Origin of the sequence: Mesorhizobium sp. M1365 (assembly GCF_040317865.1) — a bacterium.
Classification (GTDB): domain Bacteria; phylum Pseudomonadota; class Alphaproteobacteria; order Rhizobiales; family Rhizobiaceae; genus Mesorhizobium.
On record NZ_JAMYLG010000004.1, the window covers coordinates 311,759 to 335,931 of the forward strand.

The following is a 24,173-nucleotide window of genomic DNA, read 5'->3' on the forward strand; positions in this document are numbered from 1 at the left end:
ACTACCTCTCCGGATGCAGGCACTACTGATGAATTTGCGGACCCACGATGATGAGCTGTAAGCAGTTCGGGCGCGGACAGATGACCGAGGGCTGGACGGCGATCGCGTCGTGCAGGTGAATGTTTCCATCGAAGATGCGCCACGGCTCGCGGTTGCAGGCTTCGGCGACTTGAGGGAGGAGCGGCTGCGGGAAGGAGCAGACCGGATTGTTGCCCAGATAGGTCTTTCCGATCACCGGATGGACGCTAGCGAAGTTCTCGATCCGATTGCCTCTCAGATCGACGACTGACAGCGCCGGAAGCGAGCCAAGGGGCAGCGCATCGAAGACCCGGTTGTTGCGCAGATCGATATCCGACAACGCCGGCATGTTCGATAGATTGCCGACATTGGTGATCTGGTTGTCGTTCAGGTAGATGTATTTGAGCCCGCTCGATCCGAAGCGCGGGATCGCGGATAGCCGGTTGGTGGCGAGGTTCAGTTTCTGAAGTCCTGTCAGCGAAGCGATCGGCGACGCGTCGGTGATCACATTGTCGAAGAGGTTAAGTTCGCCCAGCGCCCGGAAATGGACCACGGGGTTGACGGCGATGATCGATTTCTTGTTCAGAGTCAGGCTGGTCAGTGACTGCGCCCAGTTCTGCGCTGCACTGCAATCTGCGCTGTCGACGTGGTCGGCCTGCATGCGGCTGTCGAGCGCCGCCATGAAGCCGCGGGCGTCGCCGAGCGCAATAGAATCGAACCGGTAGACGATGCAGTATTCAGCGAAGCTGGCGTATTGCAGCGGCAGATTGCGCATGCCGGCATCCTCGAGCAGCGGCAGGTCCGCCAACGGCGTCACGGATTGTACGTGTGTGTTCGAGAAATAGAGCTTTGTCAGCTTGTTGAGCATCCCGATGCCGATCAGGTTCGACAGGGGATTGCCGTCGATGTTCAGTTGTTCGAGGCGGCGCAGCTGGAGGATGCCCTGGATCGAGGGGATCTGGTTGTTGCGGATCCAAAGCTTCGTCAGCCCCGGTACCGCCGACAGCGCCGAGACGTCGGACAATTGGTTGTCGGACAGGTCGATGGAGGTCAGATTTCCCATCACTGGGAAGAGCGAGACGCTGGTCAACCCGCGGTTCTTCGCATCGGCGAACTGGCGCGAACTGAGATCGTCATAGGCTCTGCCGCAAACAGTCTTGCCCGAGATCGATAGCAGCGCGTTCACTTCCGCAGTTTGCGCGGGCGTTAGAAAGTCGGTCTGGTTCCGCATCATGCATGCCGACAGGAAGTCGCTCGCCTGCACGGGATTGTCGGAAAGATCGAGACTGATCAGGCCCGACAGCGCTGCCAGCGGTCTGACATTGGCGATCGAATTCTTCGACAGGTTGAGTGTGCCGAGATTGGTCAGGCCGGCAAGCGGCGAGACGTCCGTGATGGCATTGTTGGACAGGTTGAGCGAGGTGAGTTGCGGTAAGGTGGCGAGCGGACGCAGGTCGCTGACGATCTTCGACGACAGATCGAGTGCGGTGGTCGCCAGCAGCTTGTTGCCGACCACCAAGCACGTCCCGCCACCCTCCAGTTCGACCATGGCTCGTATGGTTTGCCCAAGCGGGGTCGCCGCGTCGCGGTGCAGCACGCACAGGTCAACGAAGCTCTGCCCGCCATTCGCCACGATTGGATTGCCGCTGAGATTGATGGCCAGCGTCGAGGGGAAGCTGCCGAGATTGGCGAAGGTCTCGATCTTGTTGTTGGCGAGGTTCAGACTGGTCAGGCCGCCGAGCGCGCTGAGCGGATCGAGCATGTCGCCCGTGAGGCCATTGTTGGCGATGGACAGGATCGAGAGCGCCTGCAGGAATTGCAGCGGCTCAAGGCTGGCGATCTTGTTGTCGTCGAGTGTGAGGTTCGTCAGCAACGCCAGCGCCGACAGCGCGCGGATGTCGGTGATGTCGTTGTCGGAGACGTCGGCCCGCGTCAGCGCGATCAGTGGCGCCAGGGCGTTGATGTTGCTGACGTGATTGCCGGAAATATCAAGAAAGGTCAGTGTCTTGAGCTTGGCCAGCGGCCCGAGTTCGGCGATCGAGTTGTTGCCGGCGATCGACAGGCTGGTGAGGTTCGTCAGCACCGCAATCGGCTCGAGTGATTGCACGCCCTTGCCGCTCAGGTTCAGCGTCGTGATCGATTCCAGGAAGGTCTGTGCGGTGGCGCAGGCGGCCGGGTTGCCGAGCGCGGAGACTCCGCCGGGCGTTGAATCGAGCACCGCCATCACGGTCGCCGTTTCAGCCGGCGTGCGGTCGCCCTTGATGCACCATTTCGCGAAGGTGGTCGGCTTGTTGACCAGCGGCGCGCCCGAGAGGCACGTGATGGTGTGGATCTTGCCGGCGAAGAACGGCGTGGGGTCGGCGTTCAGCGCCTGGTCGAGATTGAGCTTCAACTCGGTGACCAGCGGTGCGCAGGATGGAATGTAGAGCCGGTCGGAAAATGTCGTCGCGCCGAAGTCTGAGGGAAATTGCAAGTAGTAGATGAGGCCGCTGCCATTATCGTACGCGAACACCTTTATTGGGTATGTCTCGCCCGAGGGGCACAGCAGCGGATTGGCGGCCGGATCCGCGGCGACGATCGCGCTGTCGACGGCGGTCAACACCTCCGAGGGAACCGTCGCGAAGCCAAGTCCGCGGATCACTGCTTCCTCGTCCGCCTGGTCCTTGCAGCGGATGCGGTAGCCGCGCCCGTCGGAGATAAGCAACGGATAATGCAGCCGGTTCGCCTCCAGCGCCGGATCCTCGAACAGCACAACCTTCGGCTCGTCCGCGCGGGCCGGGCCGGCGGCGGCGGCCACGAGCATGACCAGAACAAGGAGCAGCGATTGGCCGATGCGGTTCATCTGGTTTCTCCTTTCGAGGCTCAGGCTGATCGATGCGGCTCAATCAGCCCGAACCAATGGCAGCGCTACATCTCGTCCGCGGTCTTGATGGTCCAAAAGCTCGACGGCTCGCGATCGCAAGTGAACTGAAGGGCCGGGATGTTGTTCAAGTTGCTAACCCCGCCGGCAATGATCAGGCACTTGCCTGTCTGGACGTTTTCCGCCTGAACTCCGTCGCGCGTCTCGACAAGGTTCCAACGACGCGAAGGATCGCTGTCACAGTTGAACTGCAAGGCCGGGATGTTGTCTTCGGTACTGACTCCGCCGGCAATCGTCAGGCACTTGCTTGTCCGGACGTTGGCCACCTGGAAGCCATCGCCCGTCTCGACCAGCCTCCAGCGCTGCCATTGACTGCCGTCGCAGTCGAATTGCACCGTCGGTGCATTGTTGTCGGTTCGTCCTTCCGCGACCGAAAGGCACCTTTCGGTTTGCCGGTTCACCAGCAACACTTCCGGGTCGGCCGCCCGGATGCTCCAGAACCGCGACGGATCGCGGTCGCAGTTGAATTGGAGGGCAGGGACGTTGTCATCGGTGCTCACCCCGCCGGCAATGGTCAGGCATTTGCTCGTCTGCATGTTTTCAGCCTGGAAGCCGTCGCCGGTTGCGGTCAGCTTCCAGCGCCGCGACGGATCTCGGTCGCAGTCGAATTGAAGGGCCGGTATGTTGTTGTCGGTGCTGACACCGCCGGCAATCGTCAGGCATTTTCCGGTCCGCACGTTCTGTAACTGAAAACCGTCATTCGTCTCGACCAGCTTCCAGCGGCGCCACTGGTCGCCGTCGCAGTTGAACTGTACGGCCGGCGCGTTGTTGTCGAGGCGCCCCTCGGAAACTGCCAGGCATTTGCCGGTCTGCATGTTTGCCAGCACCACGTCTCCCTCCTTGATCGCCGTGATGCAGGCTTCGAAAATTTTCCCGGTGGCCGCGGTCGATTGCTCCGGTCGACTGATGCAGACCGGATTGCCGTCCAGCGAAGGCTTGAATGGCAGGATGGCGCTGACGGACTGCACCGTGGCCAGACGGTTCGCGCGCAGGTTAAGAGAGGTGAGTTCGGTAAGGCCCATCAAGGCGCGCGCATCCGTGACGCGGTTTTTCGACAGGTCGAGCGCCGTGAGCTCTTGCAGAAACCGCAACGGCGACACGTCGGCGATCTTGTTGCTGGCCAGAACCAGTCGCGTCAGCGCCCGCGCCGAGGCGAGCGGCCGCAGGTCGGCGATCTGGTTGGAACTGAGGTCGGCGTCGGCCAAATCCTTCATCACGCCAGTCACGTTGATGTTGCTGATCCTGTTTCGCGACAGATCGAGAAAGGTAAGCTTGGTCAGCTTTTCCAGGTCGCGCGTGTCGGCTATTTCATTGCCGGACAAGGTCAGGCGCGTCAGATGGGTAAGTGTCGCCAGCGGCTCGAGATTTGTCAGCCGTCGCCCGGCAAGGTCGAGCGTCGTGCTCGACGCGAGAAAGTCCTGCGCGCTTGCGCATGCCGCCGGATTGCCCAACGCGGAGGCACCGCCGGGTGTCAGCTCGAGCAGCTCCTCGACCGTCGTCTGCTGGGCAGGATCAAGGTCGTTCTTGATGCACCAACTGGCAAAGGTCGTCGGCCGTCCGACAAGCGGCGGGCCCGCCAGGCATGCGATGGTATGGACCTTTCCGGCAAAGAAAGGGGTGGGGTCGGCCTCGATCGCCTGATTGAGGTTGAGCTTTAACCCTTCGACCAACGGCGCGCAGCCGGGAATGTAGAGTTGGTCGGAAAAGGATGTTGACCCGAAATCGGTCGGGAACTGCAGGTAGTAGACGAGCCCGCTGCCGCTATCATGCGCAAAGACCTTGATCGGGTAGTGCTCGTCGGATGGGCACAACAGCGGATTGGCGGCTGGGTCGGCCGCGATGACCGCATTGTCGACGGCGCTCAGCATTTGCCACGGGACGGTTACTAAGCCCAGTCCGCGGATCACTGCTTCCTCGTCCGCCTGAACACTGCAGCGAATGCGGTAGCCGCGTCCTTCGGAGATGAGCAGGGGATAGTCCAAGCGAGTGGCGTTCAGCGTCGGGTCCTCCAACAGAACGAGCTTCGGTTCCTCGGCTCGGGCCCGACCGGCGCCGATCACCGCAAGCAGCGCCAGCAGGAGCAGCGATCGGGCTATGCGGGTCATCTGGTTTCTCCTTTCCGCTCTATTCGACCAGGCTGAAGCGGCCTGGCCCGCAGGCCCGGCTGGTATTGTCGTGTGCAATGTCGTTGCCCGGCAGCAGGAAACTGGCGCTGGAGGCGCTGTCGGCGAAACTGACCGCGCAGCGGAAGCCGGACACCGTCGAGGTGGTGAAATTCGCCGACGAACCGCGCTCGAGCTGGATGGCGGAGCCGACCGTAAGGCCAGCGGCCATGGGCGCGAGCCCGTCCGAGCGACCCGCCACGACCGCGCCGCGCAGAACTAGCGGATTAGCGGCGGCGATGTCGGTGAAGGCCATCCGCATCAGGCTGTCGGAGGTGAGCACCGCGCCGAAGCGTGCGCGCACAATGCTGGAGCGGGCAGGCGCTTGGGCCGAGATCAGCAGCCGTGCCCGAACGCCTTGGATCGCCAGCATGTCTGCTTCGACCCTGAGCCCGCGCGCATAAAGGTCCGCCAGGCACAGCGACGCGCCCCGCGCGATCGGCGACAGTCCGTCCGCCACGGTGCCGATAGTCACATCGTCGAGCGCGACCGCGCCATTCTGCGCGATCACGGCGACGACCTCGTCGGTCGTTTGAGCGGCTGCCCGCGCCAGATCGATCCGCTCGAGTTCGAGCCGCGGCAATCCATCGGCGACGATGATCACGCCTGTGGCTGACAGGATGCATGACGACGTGCCGGCAGGCACTCGGTTGGCGGTGCCGACGAGCCGCGTGCGGGCAACGCCGGGGGCCGGCGCCATGTGCACGGTCTTGAACGGCAATCCCTTCAGGATTAGCGTCTGCGGCATCTGGACCGATGCGGGCAGTTCGAGCCTGAGATTCGCCCGCCCGGCGCAATCGCCCTCGGCAGAGAATTGCGCCAGCGTCAGCGTGCCGCCATCATTGATGCGGCGAAGGCACGTATCGCCGGCCGAACCCCGACAGTCGAACCCGGTACCCGGCGCCGGAGCGGCTGTCAGCGCGCGATCCGTCTCGCCCATCCAGTCGCCAATGCCGGGGGCGGAGAGGCCGAGCGCCAACGTCAGACGCGGGCAACCCGTAAATGACAGGCTTCGCCCCTCCGCGAAGATCCAATCCAGCCGCGCATTGCCGAGGGAGTCAAGCGAGGTGATGGACAGGCCGGCTGACAGCGGCGTCAGGCCGAGGTCGATACCCGGCTGCGCGAAGGTCGAGTGCTCGCGCTGATAGCCATCGCAATTCGACAGACACAGGTCGACGAAGGGCGCCGAACGAAGCGCCGCCACCGCGTCGGCGCCGAGCAGGGTTACGGCCTCGGCCTCAGCGATGCCGAAGAATGATCGCAGCTTCTTCTCCGCCGCTTCCGCTGCGGCTGCATCGGCAATGATGTCGCGCGTCGCCTTGCCGTCAAGGCGCACAATCGGCAGGTAGGAGGGCTGCGCACCCTCGCCCGGCGGCGCGTAGCGCACGACATAGATCGTGTCGCCAATGCTTTCGGCGCTGAGGAAGGTTTCAAACCGGTGCAGACTCCAGCGCGCCGCACTCGCCACCGCTACATTCGATGTGCCGCCAAGATCGGCGCGCCCGCAATCGAACACGAAGGGTGTCCCGACATCGGGCGGCGCGACGAAGCCCTGCAGTACGCCAGGGAGTTGCAACCGCTCGCGGATGGCGAGCGCTGCCTTGATCTCCGCGCAGGCGGCGGGGACGGCGAAATAACCGCTGCCCGAGACGGCGGGGAGATAGTAGTTGCCCGATGCCTCGACATCGGCCCAGATGGCGGTCGTCGCCGGCCAGTCGATATCGAAGGCCGTGCCGGGGCATGGCAAGCGCGGCTGCGCGCCGAAGCCGTTTTCGGTCTGAAGCTTGGCGAACGTTGCCTCCGAGACGATAGCGGTGTCAGGCAGGTGCAGCAGCCGCTTCGCCTGGCCGGCGCTGGCGCAGCCGGCAAGCTCCACCGCCTTGCCGTCGAAAAGCGCGACATAGACGTCCTTGTTCTGATCGGTGACGAAAGCGTCAAGCTGCGGCTCGGCGGGGGCCACCGAAGTGCTGGCGAGAAACAGGGTGAGCAATGCGGCCGCCTGTCTCATCTCAGTTCGCTCAGGCAGCTTGCCGCACGGGTGGGCTCCATATTGACTTCGGTCATCAACGGATCGAGGCCGGCCGACTGGCACAGCTCCTTGACCGAGATCGAGTGCGGCCCCTGGAAATCGACCTTGAGAGTTCCATTGCTCATCTGCCCGTTCTGGCCGATGCACAGCGGATTGTTGGCGAGCGCCGGCCGACGGCAGGTGCGGATGACGTCGGCCATTGCCCGGCGGTTGGTCAGTTCGCAGAAGTAGATGCGGCAAAGCGCGGCGACTGCGGCGCGGTTCTCGGCGTCGGCATTGATGATGCGCTTGATGTCGGTGATCAGGCCGCTCGCCTTGGCTGCGAATGCTAGGCCTTCGACGCGAGTTTTCTCGCCCGCGATCTCGCCCGACCGTTCGGTGATCTTCGGCATCAGGTTGATGTTTTCCGAGGTTATGAACAGGCCGCCTTTCCAGCGGTCGAACTCGTCGAGGATCGAGGTCGCCCTCAGGATCGCTTCGCGGTAGGCGTTGTAGATCGGCCCCATCTTGGTGTCGCGCGCCGCCTCGTAAACCTGGTTTAGCGCAGCGTATTCCTTGTTCACCGCGTCGGCGCCCGCCTTGATACCGTCGATGCCGGCGCGCGAACTCTGCACCAGACCCTCGGCACGCTTCAGCTTGCGGGAAAACATCGCCGTAATCGGGCTCTCGACGCTGGCGAAGTAGTTTTCGATCACCTTGCCGGCCGCTCCGTCGGCGAAGGCATTGATCTCGGTGTCAGACAGATTGGAGATCAGGCCGCACTGGGCGTCGAAATCGGCGCTCAATGGCCCGGCCTGGCAGGCGCTCATCTCCGCCAGTCTCTGATCGAGCGTCCGGTTCGAAGCGAGCCCGTCGGCATACTCGAACAGCGCATGGTTCCATTCGATTGCATTCAAGTCAGCCTGGCTGTGCCGCCGGTCGCGGCAGAACAGCGTCTGCTCCATCCGGCTCTGGTTCCCCGAAGCGCGGTAGGCGTCGAGGTGACGCGTCGCCTCGGCGCAGGTCGCCAGACCTGAAATCAGCCCGGCAAGCTGCTGGTGGACGGGCGGCAGTCCGCGTGTCTGCGCCTCCCGCATTAGATTGGCGGCGCGTTGGCTGTCTTCGGGACTGCGGGCCGGGCGGTGGAAGACGCAGAGGCCTTGCTCGAAGGTTTTCAGCGTGCCGTCCGGAATGGCCGGCCCCTCGCAGTTTGGAGCGTCGAGAACACGCGATTCGATCGTATAGCCGGCAAGATTGTCGACGAAGAGGTCGCGCGCGGCCGCTCCCGTCGCGCCAAGCGCCAGACCGAGCGCCGCTGTGGCGATGATCGCTCTCATGGCGCGCTCGCGAAGATGAAATAGAGGGTGAACACAGCGCCGTCGAAGGGGCAGTCGCTCGGCTGCAGCGACAGCCGGTACGAGCCGATCAGCGGCGCGCCGAGATAGGGCAGGATCAGGCTGGTGTCGTTCGACGGTCCGGGTGCGCGCGGGAACTTGCGCGCCTGGTAGCGATCCTGAACCCAGTAGCGGATGATCCGGCTGATCTCGTCGCCGCTGTCGGCCTGGTTGAAAAAGGTCTGCAAGGCGACCCGCTCCGGCCCGACCGAAATGTCGGCGCGGACCTCGTTCGACCCCTTGGTCAGCGGCTTAAACACGAAGCCGCTGCCGCGGTGTTGCAAGGCGAAGCGGTTCCACTGCGCGCCAGTGCACTGGTAGTCGGTGCCGACGAAGACATCGATCAGGGTTAGGTTCTTGCGCTCGCGGAATTTGTTGGGCGCCCATAGCGCGAAATAGCCGTTCGCCTTCATCAGCCCGTCGGTCGATGCGAAGGGCGAAACCTCGAACTCGACATTCTCGTCTAGGGCCAGCTTGCGGGCGAAACCGGAATTGGCGGGCACTACGATCTGGGCGACATCGATATTGATCTGCCGCTCGTCGAAAAAGCGCTTGGCGACAATGTCGTCGATCATTGCCTGCAGCTGGGTTGCGTTGCGCACATAGACCTCGGGCACAGTCGCGGCCTCGCCGGTGAAGGCCTGCACCACTTCAAAGCGGCGGCGCATCAGGTGCATCAGCCGGTTGGCGGTCTCAAGCACGCGCCGCTTGGTCACCAGATATTCGGGAATGCCCTTCATCAGGTCGGCTACGGTGTCCTGGGTCGCGATGAACAGATTCTTGCCCGTCGCCGGATTGTCGATTTGGGTAACGAGCTTGGTCATGTCTTCTTGCTGCTTCGTCACCTCCGCCTGAATATTGCCCTGGAACTTCAGGATGCTGTCCTGGAGCGCGCGGCTCTTGAGACCGAGATCCTTGGCCTGGTTCAGGCCCGCGACGAGTTCCTCGGTGTTGCCGCGCGACTGCGTGATGCGCTGCTCGACGAAGGCGAGTTCGGCATCGTTCAGCGCCAGCATCTTGTCCCTCTGCCTGTCGCGTAGTTCGTTGATCAGGTTGGTCGAGGCATTTGATCTCTCGGCGAGGCCGGTGACGGTTGTCTGCGCAGCGCGGACGCGCTCGATGCGGCCGTTGGTTGCCGCGACCAGTTCGGCAACACGTGCATTGTCCTCGTTGAGCTGAGCTTCCGACAAGGACAGCTTGTCGAGTTCGAGATTGAGGATCGCGATCTCGTTGGTCAGCCGGTCGATCGTACGCTGCTGATCGGTGATCTGGAAACTGAGCATGTCGTTTTCGCGCGCCTGAAGATCGAGTCCGGCAAGTATTCGTTCATGGTCGGACGTGAGCCGCGCCACCTGCTCGTCGATGCCGAGATCCTGGCTCTGGCAGTCGACCGCCGCCATCGAGCCCTGCAGTGTCAGCTCCTTGATCTCTTCGGCCCCTTGCGCCAGCCGGCCGGCGAGTTGGAAATGCGTGTCGATCAGCGCCCGGGCCTTGAGCGCCTTGTCGAGGTCGAGTTCCTCATTCGCTTGGCGCAGCTGCGTGATCCTCTGCTGCAGGCCGTTGATCTGGTTGATGTTCTCCTGCGTCACCCGCCCGGTCGCGATGATCGTCGACAAGATCGACTGTGCCGCTTCGAGCGACGCCTTGACGACCTTGGAAGTGTCGATCTTGGTCGCCGCGCCGCTGGCGAGCCCGCAGGCGCAGACATTGACCTCGGGTATCGCCGCGGAGATCGCGTAGGCGGCTTGGATGGCGGTGAGCGTGATCTGCGCGGCCTGCGTCGTGCCGTTGAACGCAGCGAACCAGGCGATCACTTCGGTCAACTGGCCGTCGACCTGGTCGCGAGCTTCCTCAAGGTCCGCCTTTTTCTTGGCATAGGCGTCACGCTCGGCTTCATAGAGCTTCTTGGCGAAGTCGGTTTCCGTCTGTGTGAACGAGCCGCAACTGACGTTCGCCAGTTCCTGCGGCAGCGAGACGTTCGACGTGATCATCTGCTGGTCGGACATCAGCGGCTCGACGTCGGCGAAATCGGCGTCACCGATGACGCACTTCATCAGGAAAGCCCTGGCCTGGGTCTGTGTGGCCAAGAGCTGAGCCCTGAGGCCCGACTGTCCATCAGGGCCGCACATCTGGGCGACATACTGGTTGCGCGTGAAGGCCGGCGTCACTGTCTGGCACGGCTGTTCGCCCGCAAGCAGCGGGGTGAATGGATGAGCCGGCGCCTCTCCGATCAGGGCGAGCTGGTTCTCGATGCCGCAAAGCTGTTCGCGGTCGACGGCCCGGCGGCGCTGATAGAGATCGGTCTGGCGCAGTTGCAGTTCGGTGATAGCGTCGTTGGCGCGGGCGATCGCACCCTGGTTGTTGGTGATCTGGGTTTGGAGGATCTGCCGCTGGCGAACCGCCTGTTCGAGCTGGTTGGCGTTGCGCTCGGTCTGGCGGGCATATTCGGTGATCTGGCTCTCGAGCGAGGAAATCTGCAGATCGAGGTTCATCTGCGTCATTTCCCAATTCAGCAGCCAGCGCAGTTCGTTGCGCCGCTCGACCTCGGCCTCCTTGGAGAGGACGATGAGGTCGAGTTCCTGCCTGTCATTGATCTGACGGCGCTGGTTCTCGAACTCGGCGATCTTGGTGCCGAGCTCGATCTCCAGCGACCTGATCTGCTGGCGATAGCCGAACGTGTCTTTCTCGGCGTCGACCGCGTTGATCTCTTGCTGGACAGTGGTGGCGAAGGTCTGTGCCTCGTGCTCCAGCTTGCCGATTTTGTGGGCGATCAGGTTGACTTCCTGGCTGCGGATCGTCCGCTCCTCATCGATCGCGCGGGTCGCTTGGCCTTCCTTGTTCGCGTACCACCGCTCAACCAGCGCCTCGACATTGCGCTCGACCTCGGTCAGTCGCTGTTCGCTTTCGGCCAAGGCCTGCTGCAGTTCTTCGAACGGGATCGTCGTGAACTGCATGGGGTCGATGTTGAGGAACAGGAAACCCTTGTGCGCGCTGTCCATGCGGGCATCGAGGTCGCTCTGCTGCAGCAGCAGGTCGGCGCGCAAGTCGTCGTAGGTGGACTCGCCCGGAATATCCATCTGCGTCTCGACCAGCACCCACATTGCGGCCTCGTAATTGGTGTAGGCCTTGGAGAGGTTGGGTTGGCTGTCGAGGCCGGCGCCTCCGACAGCGCCCAACGTATCGTGGACCAGGAAGTCGAGCGCCTTGACGCGCGCCTCCGAGAGGGTCTGGTACCAGACGTCGCCGGTGTTCATAAGCAACTGGATCTTCAGCGAGGACAGCGCCGTCAACTGCCGCACGAAGCTGCGGTAACTCGCATCCGCTCCCGCCGCGGCTCCCTGGTCGTTGCCTTGTTGCCGCGCGAGAATGCGAAGACCCCTGTCGACGATCTCGATGCCTTGCCGGCCGAATTCCTGCGCCGCCTGCGGCGAAACCGGCGTATCGTTTCGGCTGACACCGCTCGCCGACGACAGGAAGGGCATGTCGGCCGCGAGGAACAGGCGGTAGCGCCCGAGTTGCAGATGGCAGTCGAAATCGCACACGATCGCCAGCCGTCCGGTCGCCTCGTCGCCGCAGGTCGTCAGGAACTGTTCGAGTTCGGTGGCGACTTCACCCATATATTTTACGTCGGCGCGGAAATTAGCGATCTTCAGCAGGGTCGTCAGCTCGCCGGCATGGCCGGCCGCCGCGTCGACGTCGAGCGCCATGCAGTCCTGTGCGCGCGCCATTCCCGCAGCGCCGAAGACGACGCCGGCAACCAGTCCGCAAAGCAGGAAAAACCGTCTCATGGCTGCCCCGTCGTCAGAAGAACCTCGGAAATCTGGCGCACGTGCCGGGCAAGTTCGGCCATCTGCGCCTTGGAAAGCGAAGGATTCTGGAACCGCCCGACCACCGCCCGGGCATGATTGATGCAGTCTTCGTAGGGCCCTTTGATCTTCGCAGTCAGCGCGCCGGTGTCCAGCGTGAGGTCGAGCGTCGAATACGCGCCGGCCAGTCCTGCGCAGGAAGAAAGCTCTGACGTGATCGTCGGATCGTCGACGACATGCGCGAGGCCGGACAGAGCCGTCATCACCCCTTCGATTTGTCCGACGATCTGTGCCATCCTTGCCTTACCGTCCTCGAACTCCTTCAGCGAATCCGGCTGGTTGAGGCTGGAGAGATCGACGGCCTGCAGCGTGGCGATCGCCTCGGCTGCTTTCAGCTGGTCCTCCTTGACAAGCACCATGTTGGCCTGAGCGTTGCCGAGTACTCGCTCCAACTCCATCACCTCGGCCGACTTGATCGTCACGTCCATCTCGTTGACCAGCGACTGATATTGGGTCGAAGCGGCGTTCATCAGGTTGAGCGTGTCGTCGACCTTCGTCCTGACCGCCTTGACGATCTGTTCGCGCACCCGCGTCTCGATGAGGCCGGTCGTCTCGGCCCGCCCACGCACTGGCTTGGCCGAACAGACCAGCTTTGCCAGCGCGTCCGAGCCGAGCCGTGCACGCACCGCCCCAACGATCGGGAATAGCGGGCGCCAGGCAGCAGGCAGCGCATCCGCGCTTGCGCCCGACAAAGGTCCAGCATCGATCTCGTTCATACGCGTCAGATGCCGGCATTTCTCCTGCAAGTCGGCCCCGGAAAAGTAAAGCCGCCCGGTGATCAGGTAAGCCTCGATCGCGGCTGCGTATTGTCGCCCGACGAGGGCGGCGAGTTCTTCAGCGTTATCGGTCGAGACCGGGGCGAAGAAGCGGTAGCGGCTGAGATAGATCTCCGCCCAGGCGAGGCGGCGCATCAGCACCGAGGCGTCGTCGGCCGAAAGCGGGATGACCGGAAAGCCGACGCTGCGGCTGCCGCCCGAGGGGGCAGATGCCTCGCCGATCACCTCGCCGGCGAAGGGCAGGCCGAAATCGGGCTGCGTCGCCTCGTGACTCGGTTCGACGGCGACGGGGCCGGGGGCGAGCAAGCTGAACCGGGTCGTTTCGGGCGTCGCGTTCGAGAGCGTGGCGTTCCAGAAGCCGTCAAGTTTTTCCGATGTGTAAGCGCGCTCCAGAATCGATGCGCCGCCGGCTTCGCTGGCCAACACGCAACTGACGATGACGAATAACGCGATGTCTCGGAAGCTTGTCATCGGCAGTACCACACCCTGTCGGCTGCGCCTGCCTGGGCGCAGATGCCGGTCGCAGCGCCGTGCGCCTTCCAGTCCGCCTTAATCTTGGTGAGATCATTGAATGCGCCCTGTGCCGCGTTGTCGGCATGAACCTCGGCATCCAGTCGCCAGAAGGGCTTTGCCGGATCGGTCGGGAGCAGCACCCCGATCATATTGATGTGGAAGGCGGAGACTTTGAGAAAGTCCTCAGCGTTAGCGACGGTCTTGCGATTAAGATTGGCGTATTGCTCAGGCGTTACGTTGCCGAGCGCCCGCTTGAACTCTTCCTCCGAAACTTCGACGGAGCGCAGCATCTGCGTCGTCTTCGCTGCCAACCCGTCGAGGATTGAGGTGTTGGCGACCAGCGTCGCGCCCGCACCGCTCACCGGTCCGAAGATCTCCGCGAAAATGGCGCGGATCGCCTTCAAGTGCGTGTCGGCCGACTTAGTCTCGACGCGGCGCAGCGCGATGCCCGTTTCGAGGTCTGACGCCCGACTGACGAAGCCACTCAGCGCGCCTTGCAGCGTTTCGAACGAGGAACGGGCTTCCGGCGGCGGCTGCAGGAACACCGAGCGCGCATAGCGTACGGCCTCACTGCGGGCGATGTCCTCGACGGCGGCGCGTGTGAGTGCCGATTCCGGGCAACCGGTTACGCTGCCGAGGTCGGTCAGCATCTGCGCGGCATGATAGATTTGATCCATCTGTCGCACCGTGCCGAAGGAGCCGCTGGTGGTGAACTCGGTCTCGACGCCGGACAGATAGTCGGTCAGGTATTCGCGCGCGAACTTCACCATCTCGCACTGCACGCCGGCGGCACGTTCGCGAATGTGGCGGCCGTAGAATGAGGCGCCGACGAAGTATTTCTGGTCGGGCGTCGGTTCGAACCGCTCGACGAAGAGCGACTGGATAACGGTATCGTATTCACCGCACGCATAGGTGCGTTCAAGGCATGCGGGGTCGGTCTGCAGGTCGCACTGCGATAGCGCGGGGCCGCAGATTTGCTGGGCTGCAGCGGGGTCAATTCCTTCGCCGTGCACAAGAAACGCCGCGACGATGATCGCTCGATTGAAGATGTACCTCTTCAACATAACGACCAAAGGAAAATGCACAAAAGCCTCCCCCACCGTCGAAACGGCGGCCTCATTGCTCTTTACTGGCAATATGCTAGCAGGCTACTTTTGGTATTTGTTCGCTACAGCGGAAATTGGCCGCCGAAGGCGTGGCCAATTCAAATTCAGCTTCGCTTTAAAATGCACTGCTAAAGTAAGATAGAACGGTTTGTCTGTCGATACACGTGGCTTTTTGCATTCCGTTACGGAAATGCGTGCCTAAGTGTTGATGCAGTTAACGCATCGTAAAGAGTTGTCTTTTCCGCTCTCTTGGCCCCGTCCAAGCATCGTTCGGCGCCCACGGTTCGAATGCGGGAGGTCACGATCTGGCCTTGGGCCCTAACCTCAACCAATCTGCGCGGCCTGCCAGGCAGCTAATCCAAGCCCGTGGCGGGCGCCCCAAAAACGCACCATACGCCTGCCTTCTTGGACGCTTCAAGCGGACGCACCAGAGTGGTAGGGGCACTGAACGCAACGACCGCAAAGGACCCTGCCAGGCCCGGCCATTCAGTGCGGGTCCAGTATTCGGTTTCGCTACGTGCGAGCGGCGGCAGCTTGTATTGCGCGAAGGCCTCGCGCTGCCTTGGCCAGTCTGCCGAATCGAGGCTCGTCAGTTCCGCCATCGTTGGAAGCTGCCAGCCCATGTCGCCGTACGGCCCACCTTGCCCGAGCGTAGCGCAGTACCTCATCGCATCGCTCAGCGTTGCGGGTTGATCAAGCCTGTCTAGCCGGGCAACGAGGCAAGTGCGTTGGTCGACGAAAGCTTTGCCGTCATGTTCAGCGAGCAACCAGAAATTTTGATCACTCAGCGGCTGGCGGGCTTGCTTGTGCACGATACCGCAAGGTGCGGCTTGGGATTGTGACGCTGATATGGTTGCGAAAACGGCAAGCCCTATGCTGAAAGCCGCAAGAGTGGCGATCCGAAGCATGCCTTCCTCCTCCTCCTTGGCCGCGCGTTCGACATGGCAATCGAATAAACGTACTTGAACCGGCGAACAATTGAAAGTTCCTACACTTCCCTGGTTGCCTTGTAGATGATCGAGGGCCTTGGTCCGACGAAGTGTGTGCGTGCAGCAATCCTCGAGCCGAACACCGAACGATCAATTCTGGTCTGGAAGTAATCCTCGGCCGTTTCTGCGCCGTCGAGCCAGAGAACAAGCTCGACCGCACGCGTCCGTATCTTCGGACCGATGACCAAGCTTTCGATGTTGGTCTTCACAATGGTCACATCCGCGCAACATGCGATGGCGAGATTCAACAAAGCTTGATGACGCGAGCGACCATCTCGATCGGGAAGCGAGCATGAGGGTTGAGATCAAGCTGGGCCAGTCTGCGATGCGGTAGCGGGAAATGGCTTTCCAACGCAGAGGGCGCGTGTCTCAAGTCTATAGGGGTAAGGTTGACATAGTTGAACGACAACGGTGGCCACGCCCTATGTGAACGAAGACATCCTCACCCACTGGCTACCGGTTACGTCGTGTGGACACTTGTCTGATCGATAGGACGATGCGCAGGCGTCAAAGCGGCAACAGCGCGTCGGGCTTCACATCACCGATCGATGCGAAACTATGCGTTTCCCTGACACCAGGAAGCAGCAGAATGACCGCTGCAGGCCAGACCCCGCGGGTGCTTACCAACTTGGAAGCGTGGACCCGCCGAAGATTGCGTAGGTATCTTTGGCGGCAATGGGGAACGGCCACAACCGCTACAAGGAGTTGCGCCGTCGTGGCGTGCCAAAGCTCCGGGCCGCGGTTGCTGCCGGTTCACCGACGGGATTCTGGCGCATGTCAGGACACCCGGCAGTCCAACAGGCCCTGCCCAACCAACACTTCGAGTCGCTCGGTCTCCCCCGTCTCTATGTCTCTGTCCAAGCTTAATCCGGTCGAACCGCCGTGATACGTGATCCGTATGCCGGGTGGTGTGGGAGAGGCGGCGCCGCGAGGGGTTCCTATCCCGATCTCCGGCCTCGTGCGGCAGGCAGGATCGGCGAAGACGAAGCGTCCCGGCCCCTCGGCCATTAGGACCCTTGGGTACAGGCCATCTGCCTCATATAGTCGGCTTCGATGACTTTCTGGTTGGCCGCCTGCCCGTTGGCGAACAACTGGTGATCGGATGCCATTTGCCGCTCGGGCTTGGAAAGTTGACGTTCTCCCGCGCAATCCCATCCAATTGCCGGGCGCGTAGGTAACGCGGATACTTCGCCAGGTCCCGAAATCACATGACACGCAGCCGCCGTCTCTGTCCGATCCTTGGACTTAAACATATCAGTAGAAAATAGCTGTAACCATCTTTCATCTTGCCGCGTATGATCCGATCATCTGCCGTGCAAGTTTGAGGACATGCAATGAACAAGGCCGCTGCTCTCGTCGTGCTTTCCCTGGTTACCATGCTGCCCGCCATGGCAGCCGCCCAGTCCTACGTGCCGGAGCTTGGGCCATCGCCGCCGCAGGATGCTGTGCAGCTGTATCCCGGCGGTATCGAGAAGGCGCTGGCCGCGCTGCCGGACATCGTCAAGAAAGTCAAGGAAGCATCCGACGTTCCCGGCTTCGCCGTGGCTGTGGTGCATGGCGGCAAAATGATCTTTGACGAGGGCTATGGCCTTCGCGACAACCGGGACGACACTTCTAAGGTCAGCAGCACCACCATTTTCCAGGTCGCCTCGGTGTCGAAGTCGATCTCGGCCACGGTGGCCGCGATCGCCATGACGAAGGACCGCAGCTTCGACTGGGATACCCCGGTCGGCAAGGTCTGGGACGGCTTTCGCCTCAATCTCGACTATGTCTCGGGCAACGCCACCATCGGCGATTTCTTCGCCCATCGCTCGGGCCTGCCGATGGCGGCGGGCGACGAACTCGAGGATCTCGGCTTCCAGCGCAAGCAGATCGTCGGGAGCCTGTGGATGGTGCCGCTCGATCCCTTCCGCATCTCCTATCACTACGCCAATTTTGGCACGACGATCGGCGCCGAGGCAGTGGCCCACGCCGAGAAACAGCCTTGGGAGCCGCTGGCCGAGAGCCTGTTGTTCGATCCGCTCGGCATGCGCTCGAGCAGCTATCGGCACGAGGACTTCATTGCCGCCGGCAAGAACCGCGCCCTGCTGCATGCGCGCGTGGCGGAGAATGTGTTCGAGCCGCTCTATGACCGCGACCCCGACCAGCAGGCGCCGGCGGGCGGCGTCTCCTCCAGCGCCCAGGATCTTGCCAAGTGGATGATCCTGCTGCTTGGCGACGGCACCTATAGCGGCCAGCCCATGATCGACCCGAAGATCCTGCAGCCCGCCATCACACCGCAGAGCGTGACCTACCGCGGCGAGACGCCCGATACGCGGGCCAGCTCCTATGGCTATGGCTTCAATGTGGCGGTGAACGCCAATGGGCGCACCACCATGGGCCATTCCGGCGCCTTCCTGCTCGGCGCCGGCACCACCTTCCAGATCTTGCCCTCGGCCGATGTGGGCATCGTCGTGCTCACCAACGGCTCCCCCGTCGGCGCCGCCGAGGCGGTCGCCGCCAGCTTCATGGACATCGTGCAATATGGCCAGGTCACCCGCGACTGGTATCCCTACATCAAGCCGCGGTTCATGGGCTACTACAAGCCGGTGGGCGACCTCGCCGGCAAGGTCAAGCCGACGAACCCCGCCAAGGCGGGCAGTCCATCCTTCTACGAGGGCCAATATACGAGCAGCTATTTCGACACCGCCACCGTGCGGGCCGATGGCGACAAGCTGATGCTCGAACTCGGCCCCAAGCCCATGCAGTTCACGCTCGAGCACTGGGACGGCGACACCTACGCCCTCACGCCCCGCGGAGAAAACGCGCCGACCGGCTCGCTGTCATCGGTGAAGTTCGTCGGTTCCTCCGGCGGCATTCGCGCGCGGGTGATGACGGTGGACTATCTCAATGAGAACGGGTTGGGGCATTTTCAGAGGTAGGGGTGGGGCGTCGGGTGCTCCATACACCCTATGCCGTCGAAAAGGCGAACCGGCCGTCTGCAAGGTGATGCCTGAGATGGCGGATTTGTGACGGTTCGCTTCCGGGCGTGGAAATCAGGAAGCCGGCATTTGCTCGCGAGCTTCCGACAAGCTACGTCGGCTTTGGCCAGCCGCTGATCCGAAGCAACCGACGGCTCCCGGCCCACAAACGCGACACTTGGGGGTTGGCTCGGCGAGAACAGCTCTTGGCGCAAGCACGACAACGCTGAATGTCGTTTCGGCTCCTCGTAAGAAGGGCGACTTACAAAGTGGCCAGGTCCGCGTCGTGCGATACGGACTGAGGTACAACTGTGATACAAATCGCTATGGAATTCTAGAAAAAATCCTTTCAAATCAACTTGCGAGGCGGTGCGGCGTTGCATCTCGACAGACATTTTGGCGTCCGACAGCGCGAAGAGGACGCTGAAATATGGCTTTATATATTTTGGTGGCGATCAGGTTTGTTGTATCGGGAAGTTTCGTACATTGAGGCGCGTTAGCAGTAAGCCGAGGGCTTGAGAATACTGCTGATCTTACTGGGTCAACTGACTTCCTAAAAGCAGAACTTTGAGCTGGGGCTCATGGCCCCGCTAGGCGCAACGGGCAGAGATCGCATCGCAGGTAAACTGCGTTCTGCAGTCTTGCGCTAAGGTATGCTTTTTCGCGGCTTGCGCGCCCGCAGCAGGGCGGCGGGGGCCGGCGTGCGCCAAACGACCTGATATGCCTCTACGACATTGTTCGCGGTTACGCTGAGGCCGGGAAGCGCGATCCAGGGCGGCGGCTGGCGCCCGAGAAGCCCGAGAATAGTGGCAATTCCGGCGGCAACACCCTGGTCGTAAGGCAGTTGCGCTGCAATGCCCTTGATCAAGCCGCCACTGGCAAGGTCGGCCGCGACATCGTTGCCGAGGTCGACGGTGGTGATCGGGATCGCCATTCCGGCATCATGGATCGCGGCGACGGCGCCGGTCGCCGGCACGTCCCAGACAGCGAACAGGCCGGCAAGATCGGGATTGGCTTGCAGCAGACCTGCGGTTGCAGCCTTCGCGTGAGAGACATCGGCAAACTTGCCGCGCACCAGCGAAAGGTCAGGCCGGTGGGCTGCCATCCATTTGCGGAAGGCGATCTCGCGCTCGTGGGTCGCGAAAAAATCAACGCCATAGGCCAGCACGCCGACCTTGCCGCCTTGGGTTACGTGCGGCGCCAGCAATTCCGCGCCGATCTGGCCCAGGCCGAAATTGTCGGCCGAGATGACGCTGACATAGTCCTTGCCGGGCAGCATGCCGGTGGGAGCATTGTCGAGTAGCAGAAGCTTCTTTCCCGCCGCCGATATGGCACGATGGTCATCGGCGGCCCGGCTGCTGCCGATCGGAATGGAAACCACCGCATCCACGGCTTCGCCGGCAAGCCGCTTCAATTCGGAAATCTGCCTGTCGATATCGAAGGCGCAGTCGATGACCTCGACCACCGCCGCGCCATAGCGGCCAAGCGTGGTGACGATCCCGGCCAGTTCCTCCTTGGCCCAGTCGCTCATCGTGGTGTGGAGAACGACGGCGACCGAAAAGTGCCGGCCGCGGGCAGCATCGGCATCCGCATCCGACAGGCCGACCTGGTCGGCCGGAACCGCTCGTTCGCCATGCGGCCCCAGGCCGGTGATTGCCATTGCTCAATCCTCCTGAGGCGCTCGCAGCGCTCGATCGATTCTGCGGATATTATGCAAGCGTCCCACCCGGTGGCCGGGGTTTGGCCGGCCTGGCGCTGGTGTCGAGTGCTGCCCGTGAGAGAAAATCCTTGAATTCGGGATGCTCACGTGGCGAGCCCAGCGTAATCCATCCCTGCAGGAATCTCGTATCGAACAGCGCTTCGGCCACGACCTGCGCGGCGCCGACCAGTCCGGCCGAACCGCCCATCTGCGAGCGCACGATGCGCAGGTCGCGCGTGACCACCGGATGCGACTGGCGATAGACCGCCTCGCGCACGGCCGCCAGCAGGATATCCCCAGTCTGGGCGACGCTGCCACCGAGCACTATCAGCGCGGGGTTGAGCAGATTGGCCATCGGCGCCAGCACCTCGCCAACCGCCCGGCCGCTGCGCCCGAGCAGGTCGATGCAAAAAGCGTCGCCTAACTGGGCGCCATGGCCGGCATCGGTGACGGTGACCTCGCCAGCACGCGCCAGTACCTCGGTCAGGTAGGGACTGCGGCCGCTTTCGGCTGCTTGGCGGGCCTCGCGGCCCAGCGCCTCGCTACCGGCGACAGCCTCGAGGTTTCCACCGTCGATGAAAGTGTAGCCGATCATGCCGGCAGCGCCTTGGGCACCGCGGTGCAGCGCGCCTTCCGAAACAACACCGGCACTGATCGACCGTCCGAGCTTGACGAAGATCATATCGGTCAGACCGATGCCGCTGCCCGATTTCAGCTCGCCCATTGTCATCGTCTGGACGCCGCTTCGCACCCAGACCGGTGCGCCAACAAGCGTGGCCAACTGCTCGACAAAAGGAAATCCATCCCAGTTCTGGAAGGCGCTCAGCGCCGGGGCAAAGAGGCGCTGACCGTCAGGCTTCTCGACCGGACCAGGCACGGCCAGCCCAATACCCCAGATGCCGCCCTCGCTACCGTGTTCCTCCAGCATCCAGGCAAACAGCGTCGCCAGCCGTTGGACCACCGGCGCGGGTCCCGCCGCCAGCTCCACGGCCTCGTGATGCTCCGCCAGCAGACGGCCGGAAAGATCGGAAATGCCGACCGCCAGCGAGGAATGATCGAGTACGGCGGCAAGGATCATGCCCATGCGCGGCCGGAAGCGAACATGGCGCGGCGCCCGTCCGCCGATCGCCGGCCCGAGTTCGCCTTCCTCGATCAACCCGATACGAAGCAGAGTTGCTAGGCGATCGGTGACGACGGCGCGTCCAAGCTCGGACTGGTTCTCCAGCTCCTGGCGGGTCGTCGCCACTCCGTTCCGCACGAGGTTGAGCAGCGAGGCCAGACTGCCATGCGCGGATTCGCTGGCGCGAGGCCGGCCGGCGGTACGACGCGGCTGGGCGGTCTCTCCGTCTGCGGTGCTGCGCTCGTCCATATCCTTGCCGCGTCTCGTTCCCTGATCCGGCGCATCACGTCTTCCATCGCGCGAGAAAGGGATCGCTTTAATGGTTGTCGTCAGGCCATTTGGCATGGGTAACGTGACCTCATTTACGGATCAAGTGGCAACTTTTGTCGTTTATCAGCAAAAGATTGCCAACTTTTGCATTTTAAATGTTGACGTATCGTGTAAGCCGCGCATAAGTTCGGCCGAGGTTCGGAGGAGAGCCTACGCCCCGACGCCAAGGACAGGGATTGCCGCACGGGCAGTCACGGCATCTCTTCAAGCCGATAATGCCGGGATCCACACGCAGCGTGGTTGCCAATCGGCTATGCTTGGAGGAGACGACATGCAGGTGAAGCTGGCCTATCATGCCAATTGCTGGGGCGCGCTCGGTGGCAATGCCGTCGGTGTCACCTCGATCACCCAGCTAACCTATCGCACCTTTGGCGACATGGAGCAGGCGATCGGCGAGATCGGCGCGGCTGGATATATTGGCACCGAACTCTTCGATGGCAATCTTCTGGACTACGAAGGCCGCTATGGTGTGCTGCGCAGTGCACTGAAGCAGTCCGGTGTCGCGCTTGTTGCCGCTTATTCCGGCGCCAACTTCGTCTTTGAAGATATCCTTGGCGAGGAATTGGCGCGCATCGAACGTGCGGCGGGTGCAGCGGCCGAACTCGGCGCTGAACATCTGGTCGTCGGCGGCGGCGCCAAGCGCGCCAACGGCCGCCAGCCCGGCGATTTCAAGCGCCTCGGCGCTGCACTCGACATGGTCATCGACATCGCGGCCAAAGCGGGCCTGCGTGCGCACTACCATCCGCATCTGTCGACCATCGTCGAAGGTCCCGACGAGGTCCGCGAGGTCTTTGGGCACACCGCAATCGATTTCTGCCCCGACACGGCGCATCTGGCTGCCGCAGGCGGCGATCCGGCCGCGCAGATCCGCGAATTCAGGAACCGCATCAGCTACGTGCATCTCAAGGGCTGGCAGCGCGAGCCCTTTGCCTTCACGCCGCTCGATCGTGGAGATCTCGACATGGCGCCCATCGTCAAAGCGCTCAAGGACACCGGATATTCCGGCTGGATCGCTACCGAACTCGACGCCTGGCCCGACCCCAGGCAAGGGGCGGAACTGAGCATGAGCTATCTGAAGAAGGCCATAGGGCCGAGTTGAACCGACGGGCATAGCGCGCCTGTCACAGGGAGGAGACCTAAATGACACGTTTCAAGACAATAGCCGGAGCTTTCACAGGCGCACTGCTGGCCACTGGCCTCTACACCGCAGCCCCCGCCTTCGCCGACCCGGATTCGGCGCTGGCTGAATTGCAGAAGACGGTGCTCTCCAAGGGCCCGAACGGCGAAACCCCGGCGTCGGCGGCATCCGTCAAACTGACGGACGAAGAACTGGCAAAGATCAAGGACATGAAGGCGACGGCGGCGATCGTCATGCACTATGGGGGCAATGACTGGTCGCGCGCGCAGATCGCCGGGCTCAAGGACCAGTTCGGCAAGATGGGCATCGAGGTGATCGCCACCACCGATTCCGGCTTCAAACCGGAAAAGCAGGTCGCCGACCTCGAAACGGTGATGGCGCAGAACCCCAAGATTATCGTTTCAATCCCGACCGATCCGTCGGCAACCGCCTCCGCCTACAAGGCTGTCGCCGACAAGGGCGTGAAACTGGTGTTCATGGACAATGTGCCGACCGGCTTTGTCGCCGGCAAGGACTACGTCTCCATCGTATCCGCCGACAATTACGGCAATGGTGTCGCGGCGGCGCATCTGATGGCCAAGGCGCTGGGCGGCAAGGGCGACATTGGCCTCGTCTTCCACGCCGCCGACTTCTTCGTCACCAAGCAGCGCTATGACGGCTTCAAGAAGACGATCGCCGACAACTATCCCGACATCAAGATCGTCGCCGAACAAGGCATTGGCGGGCCGGACTTCACCGGCGACGCCGACAAGGCGGCCTCGGCGATCCTCACCTCTCACCCGACCATCAACGGCATCTGGGCGGTGTGGGACGTGCCGGCCGAAGGCGTCATCTCGGCGGCGCGCACCGCCGGTCGCGACGACCTCGTCATCACCACTTGCGACCTTGGTGAGAACGTCGCCATCAACATGGCGAACGGCGGCTTCGTCAAGGGCCTGGGCGCCCAGCGTCCGTTCGACCAGGGCGTCACTGAAGCCCTGCTCGCCGGCTACGGCCTGCTCGGTAAGGCGGCTCCGGCCTTCGTCGCCCTGCCGGCGCTCCCGGTCACCAAGGACACGCTGCTCGAGGGCTGGAAGGCCGTCTACCACGCCGAGGCGACCGACAAGATCAAGGGCAGCATGTAGCGCACCCTACGGCCGGCGCACTCCCTGCCGGCCGCTCCACTTCAGTTCCA

The 24,173-nt window shown here is 62.7% G+C and carries 14 protein-coding genes; 3 read left to right on the plus strand and 11 right to left on the minus strand.

What is annotated here, in order from left to right; translation table 11 throughout:
• Positions 1-22 precede the first annotated feature (22 nt).
• From NKH04_RS07600 to NKH04_RS07640, 9 genes are all read right to left on the minus strand, one after another.
• Positions 23-2,860: a leucine-rich repeat domain-containing protein gene (locus tag NKH04_RS07600; RefSeq protein WP_352540059.1), complete on the minus strand. Its 2,838-nt coding sequence runs from the start codon at positions 2,858-2,860 to the stop codon at positions 23-25.
• Between the two features lie 65 nt (positions 2,861-2,925).
• The gene (locus NKH04_RS07605) at positions 2,926-4,950 is read right to left on the minus strand and encodes an RICIN domain-containing protein (RefSeq protein ID WP_353044167.1); all 2,025 of its coding nucleotides are present in this window, start codon (positions 4,948-4,950) and stop codon (positions 2,926-2,928) included.
• Positions 4,951-5,062: 112 nt separating this feature from the next.
• On the minus strand, positions 5,063-7,108 hold the full coding sequence (locus NKH04_RS07610; protein WP_352470512.1) for a hypothetical protein: 2,046 nt from the start codon (positions 7,106-7,108) through the stop codon (positions 5,063-5,065).
• Complete coding sequence (locus NKH04_RS07615) at positions 7,105-8,445, minus strand: hypothetical protein (protein WP_352470511.1); 1,341 nt, start codon at positions 8,443-8,445, stop codon at positions 7,105-7,107. The genes NKH04_RS07610 and NKH04_RS07615 overlap by 4 nt, the downstream gene beginning before the upstream one ends.
• Positions 8,442-12,290 (minus strand): hypothetical protein, encoded by a 3,849-nt coding sequence (locus NKH04_RS07620; RefSeq protein ID WP_353044168.1) that lies wholly within the window; start codon positions 12,288-12,290, stop codon positions 8,442-8,444. The genes NKH04_RS07615 and NKH04_RS07620 overlap by 4 nt, the downstream gene beginning before the upstream one ends.
• The gene (locus NKH04_RS07625; protein ID WP_353044169.1) at positions 12,287-13,615 is read right to left on the minus strand and encodes a hypothetical protein; all 1,329 of its coding nucleotides are present in this window, start codon (positions 13,613-13,615) and stop codon (positions 12,287-12,289) included. Before NKH04_RS07625 ends, NKH04_RS07620 begins: the two co-directional genes overlap by 4 nt.
• Positions 13,612-14,742, minus strand: a complete 1,131-nt coding sequence (locus NKH04_RS07630; RefSeq protein WP_353044170.1) for a hypothetical protein — start codon at positions 14,740-14,742, stop codon at positions 13,612-13,614. The genes NKH04_RS07625 and NKH04_RS07630 overlap by 4 nt, the downstream gene beginning before the upstream one ends.
• Before the next feature lie 374 nt (positions 14,743-15,116).
• Positions 15,117-15,671, minus strand: coding sequence for an Lcl domain-containing protein (locus NKH04_RS07635; RefSeq protein WP_352993703.1), 555 nt, complete (start codon positions 15,669-15,671; stop codon positions 15,117-15,119).
• A gap of 80 nt (positions 15,672-15,751) precedes the next feature.
• A complete protein-coding gene (locus NKH04_RS07640) occupies positions 15,752-15,970 on the minus strand; it encodes a hypothetical protein (RefSeq protein WP_353044171.1) in 219 nt (72 codons plus the stop codon).
• Positions 15,971-17,086: 1,116 nt separating this feature from the next.
• On the opposite strand from NKH04_RS07640, the gene NKH04_RS07645 reads away from it, so the two are divergent.
• On the plus strand, positions 17,087-18,673 hold the full coding sequence (locus NKH04_RS07645) for a serine hydrolase (protein WP_353020951.1): 1,587 nt from the start codon (positions 17,087-17,089) through the stop codon (positions 18,671-18,673).
• 685 nt (positions 18,674-19,358) lie between these two features.
• On the opposite strand, the gene NKH04_RS07650 is transcribed toward NKH04_RS07645, so the two are convergent.
• Positions 19,359-20,372 (minus strand): substrate-binding domain-containing protein, encoded by a 1,014-nt coding sequence (locus NKH04_RS07650; RefSeq protein WP_352540051.1) that lies wholly within the window; start codon positions 20,370-20,372, stop codon positions 19,359-19,361.
• Positions 20,373-20,421: 49 nt separating this feature from the next.
• Positions 20,422-21,780 (minus strand): ROK family protein, encoded by a 1,359-nt coding sequence (locus NKH04_RS07655; protein ID WP_352997916.1) that lies wholly within the window; start codon positions 21,778-21,780, stop codon positions 20,422-20,424.
• 352 nt (positions 21,781-22,132) lie between these two features.
• On the opposite strand from NKH04_RS07655, the gene NKH04_RS07660 reads away from it, so the two are divergent.
• Positions 22,133-22,960 carry a sugar phosphate isomerase/epimerase family protein gene (locus NKH04_RS07660; RefSeq protein ID WP_353044172.1) on the plus strand — a complete coding sequence of 276 codons (828 nt, stop codon included), beginning with the start codon at positions 22,133-22,135 and terminating at the stop codon, positions 22,958-22,960.
• Between the two features lie 41 nt (positions 22,961-23,001).
• Positions 23,002-24,123 (plus strand): substrate-binding domain-containing protein, encoded by a 1,122-nt coding sequence (locus NKH04_RS07665; RefSeq protein ID WP_353020949.1) that lies wholly within the window; start codon positions 23,002-23,004, stop codon positions 24,121-24,123.
• Positions 24,124-24,173 lie beyond the last annotated feature (50 nt).

Coding starts and splice junctions, on each gene's coding strand:
- NKH04_RS07600 (WP_352540059.1), bottom strand. CDS start 2,860: ATGAACCGCATCGGCCAATCGCTGCTCCTTGTTCTGGTCATGCTCGTG.
- NKH04_RS07610 (WP_352470512.1), bottom strand. CDS start 7,108: ATGAGACAGGCGGCCGCATTGCTCACCCTGTTTCTCGCCAGCACTTCG.
- NKH04_RS07615 (WP_352470511.1), bottom strand. CDS start 8,445: ATGAGAGCGATCATCGCCACAGCGGCGCTCGGTCTGGCGCTTGGCGCG.
- NKH04_RS07620 (WP_353044168.1), bottom strand. CDS start 12,290: ATGAGACGGTTTTTCCTGCTTTGCGGACTGGTTGCCGGCGTCGTCTTC.
- NKH04_RS07625 (WP_353044169.1), bottom strand. CDS start 13,615: ATGACAAGCTTCCGAGACATCGCGTTATTCGTCATCGTCAGTTGCGTG.
- NKH04_RS07635 (WP_352993703.1), bottom strand. CDS start 15,671: ATGCTTCGGATCGCCACTCTTGCGGCTTTCAGCATAGGGCTTGCCGTT.
- NKH04_RS07645 (WP_353020951.1), top strand. CDS start 17,087: ATGAACAAGGCCGCTGCTCTCGTCGTGCTTTCCCTGGTTACCATGCTG.
- NKH04_RS07650 (WP_352540051.1), bottom strand. CDS start 20,372: ATGGCAATCACCGGCCTGGGGCCGCATGGCGAACGAGCGGTTCCGGCC.
- NKH04_RS07655 (WP_352997916.1), bottom strand. CDS start 21,780: ATGGACGAGCGCAGCACCGCAGACGGAGAGACCGCCCAGCCGCGTCGT.
- NKH04_RS07660 (WP_353044172.1), top strand. CDS start 22,133: ATGCAGGTGAAGCTGGCCTATCATGCCAATTGCTGGGGCGCGCTCGGT.
- NKH04_RS07665 (WP_353020949.1), top strand. CDS start 23,002: ATGACACGTTTCAAGACAATAGCCGGAGCTTTCACAGGCGCACTGCTG.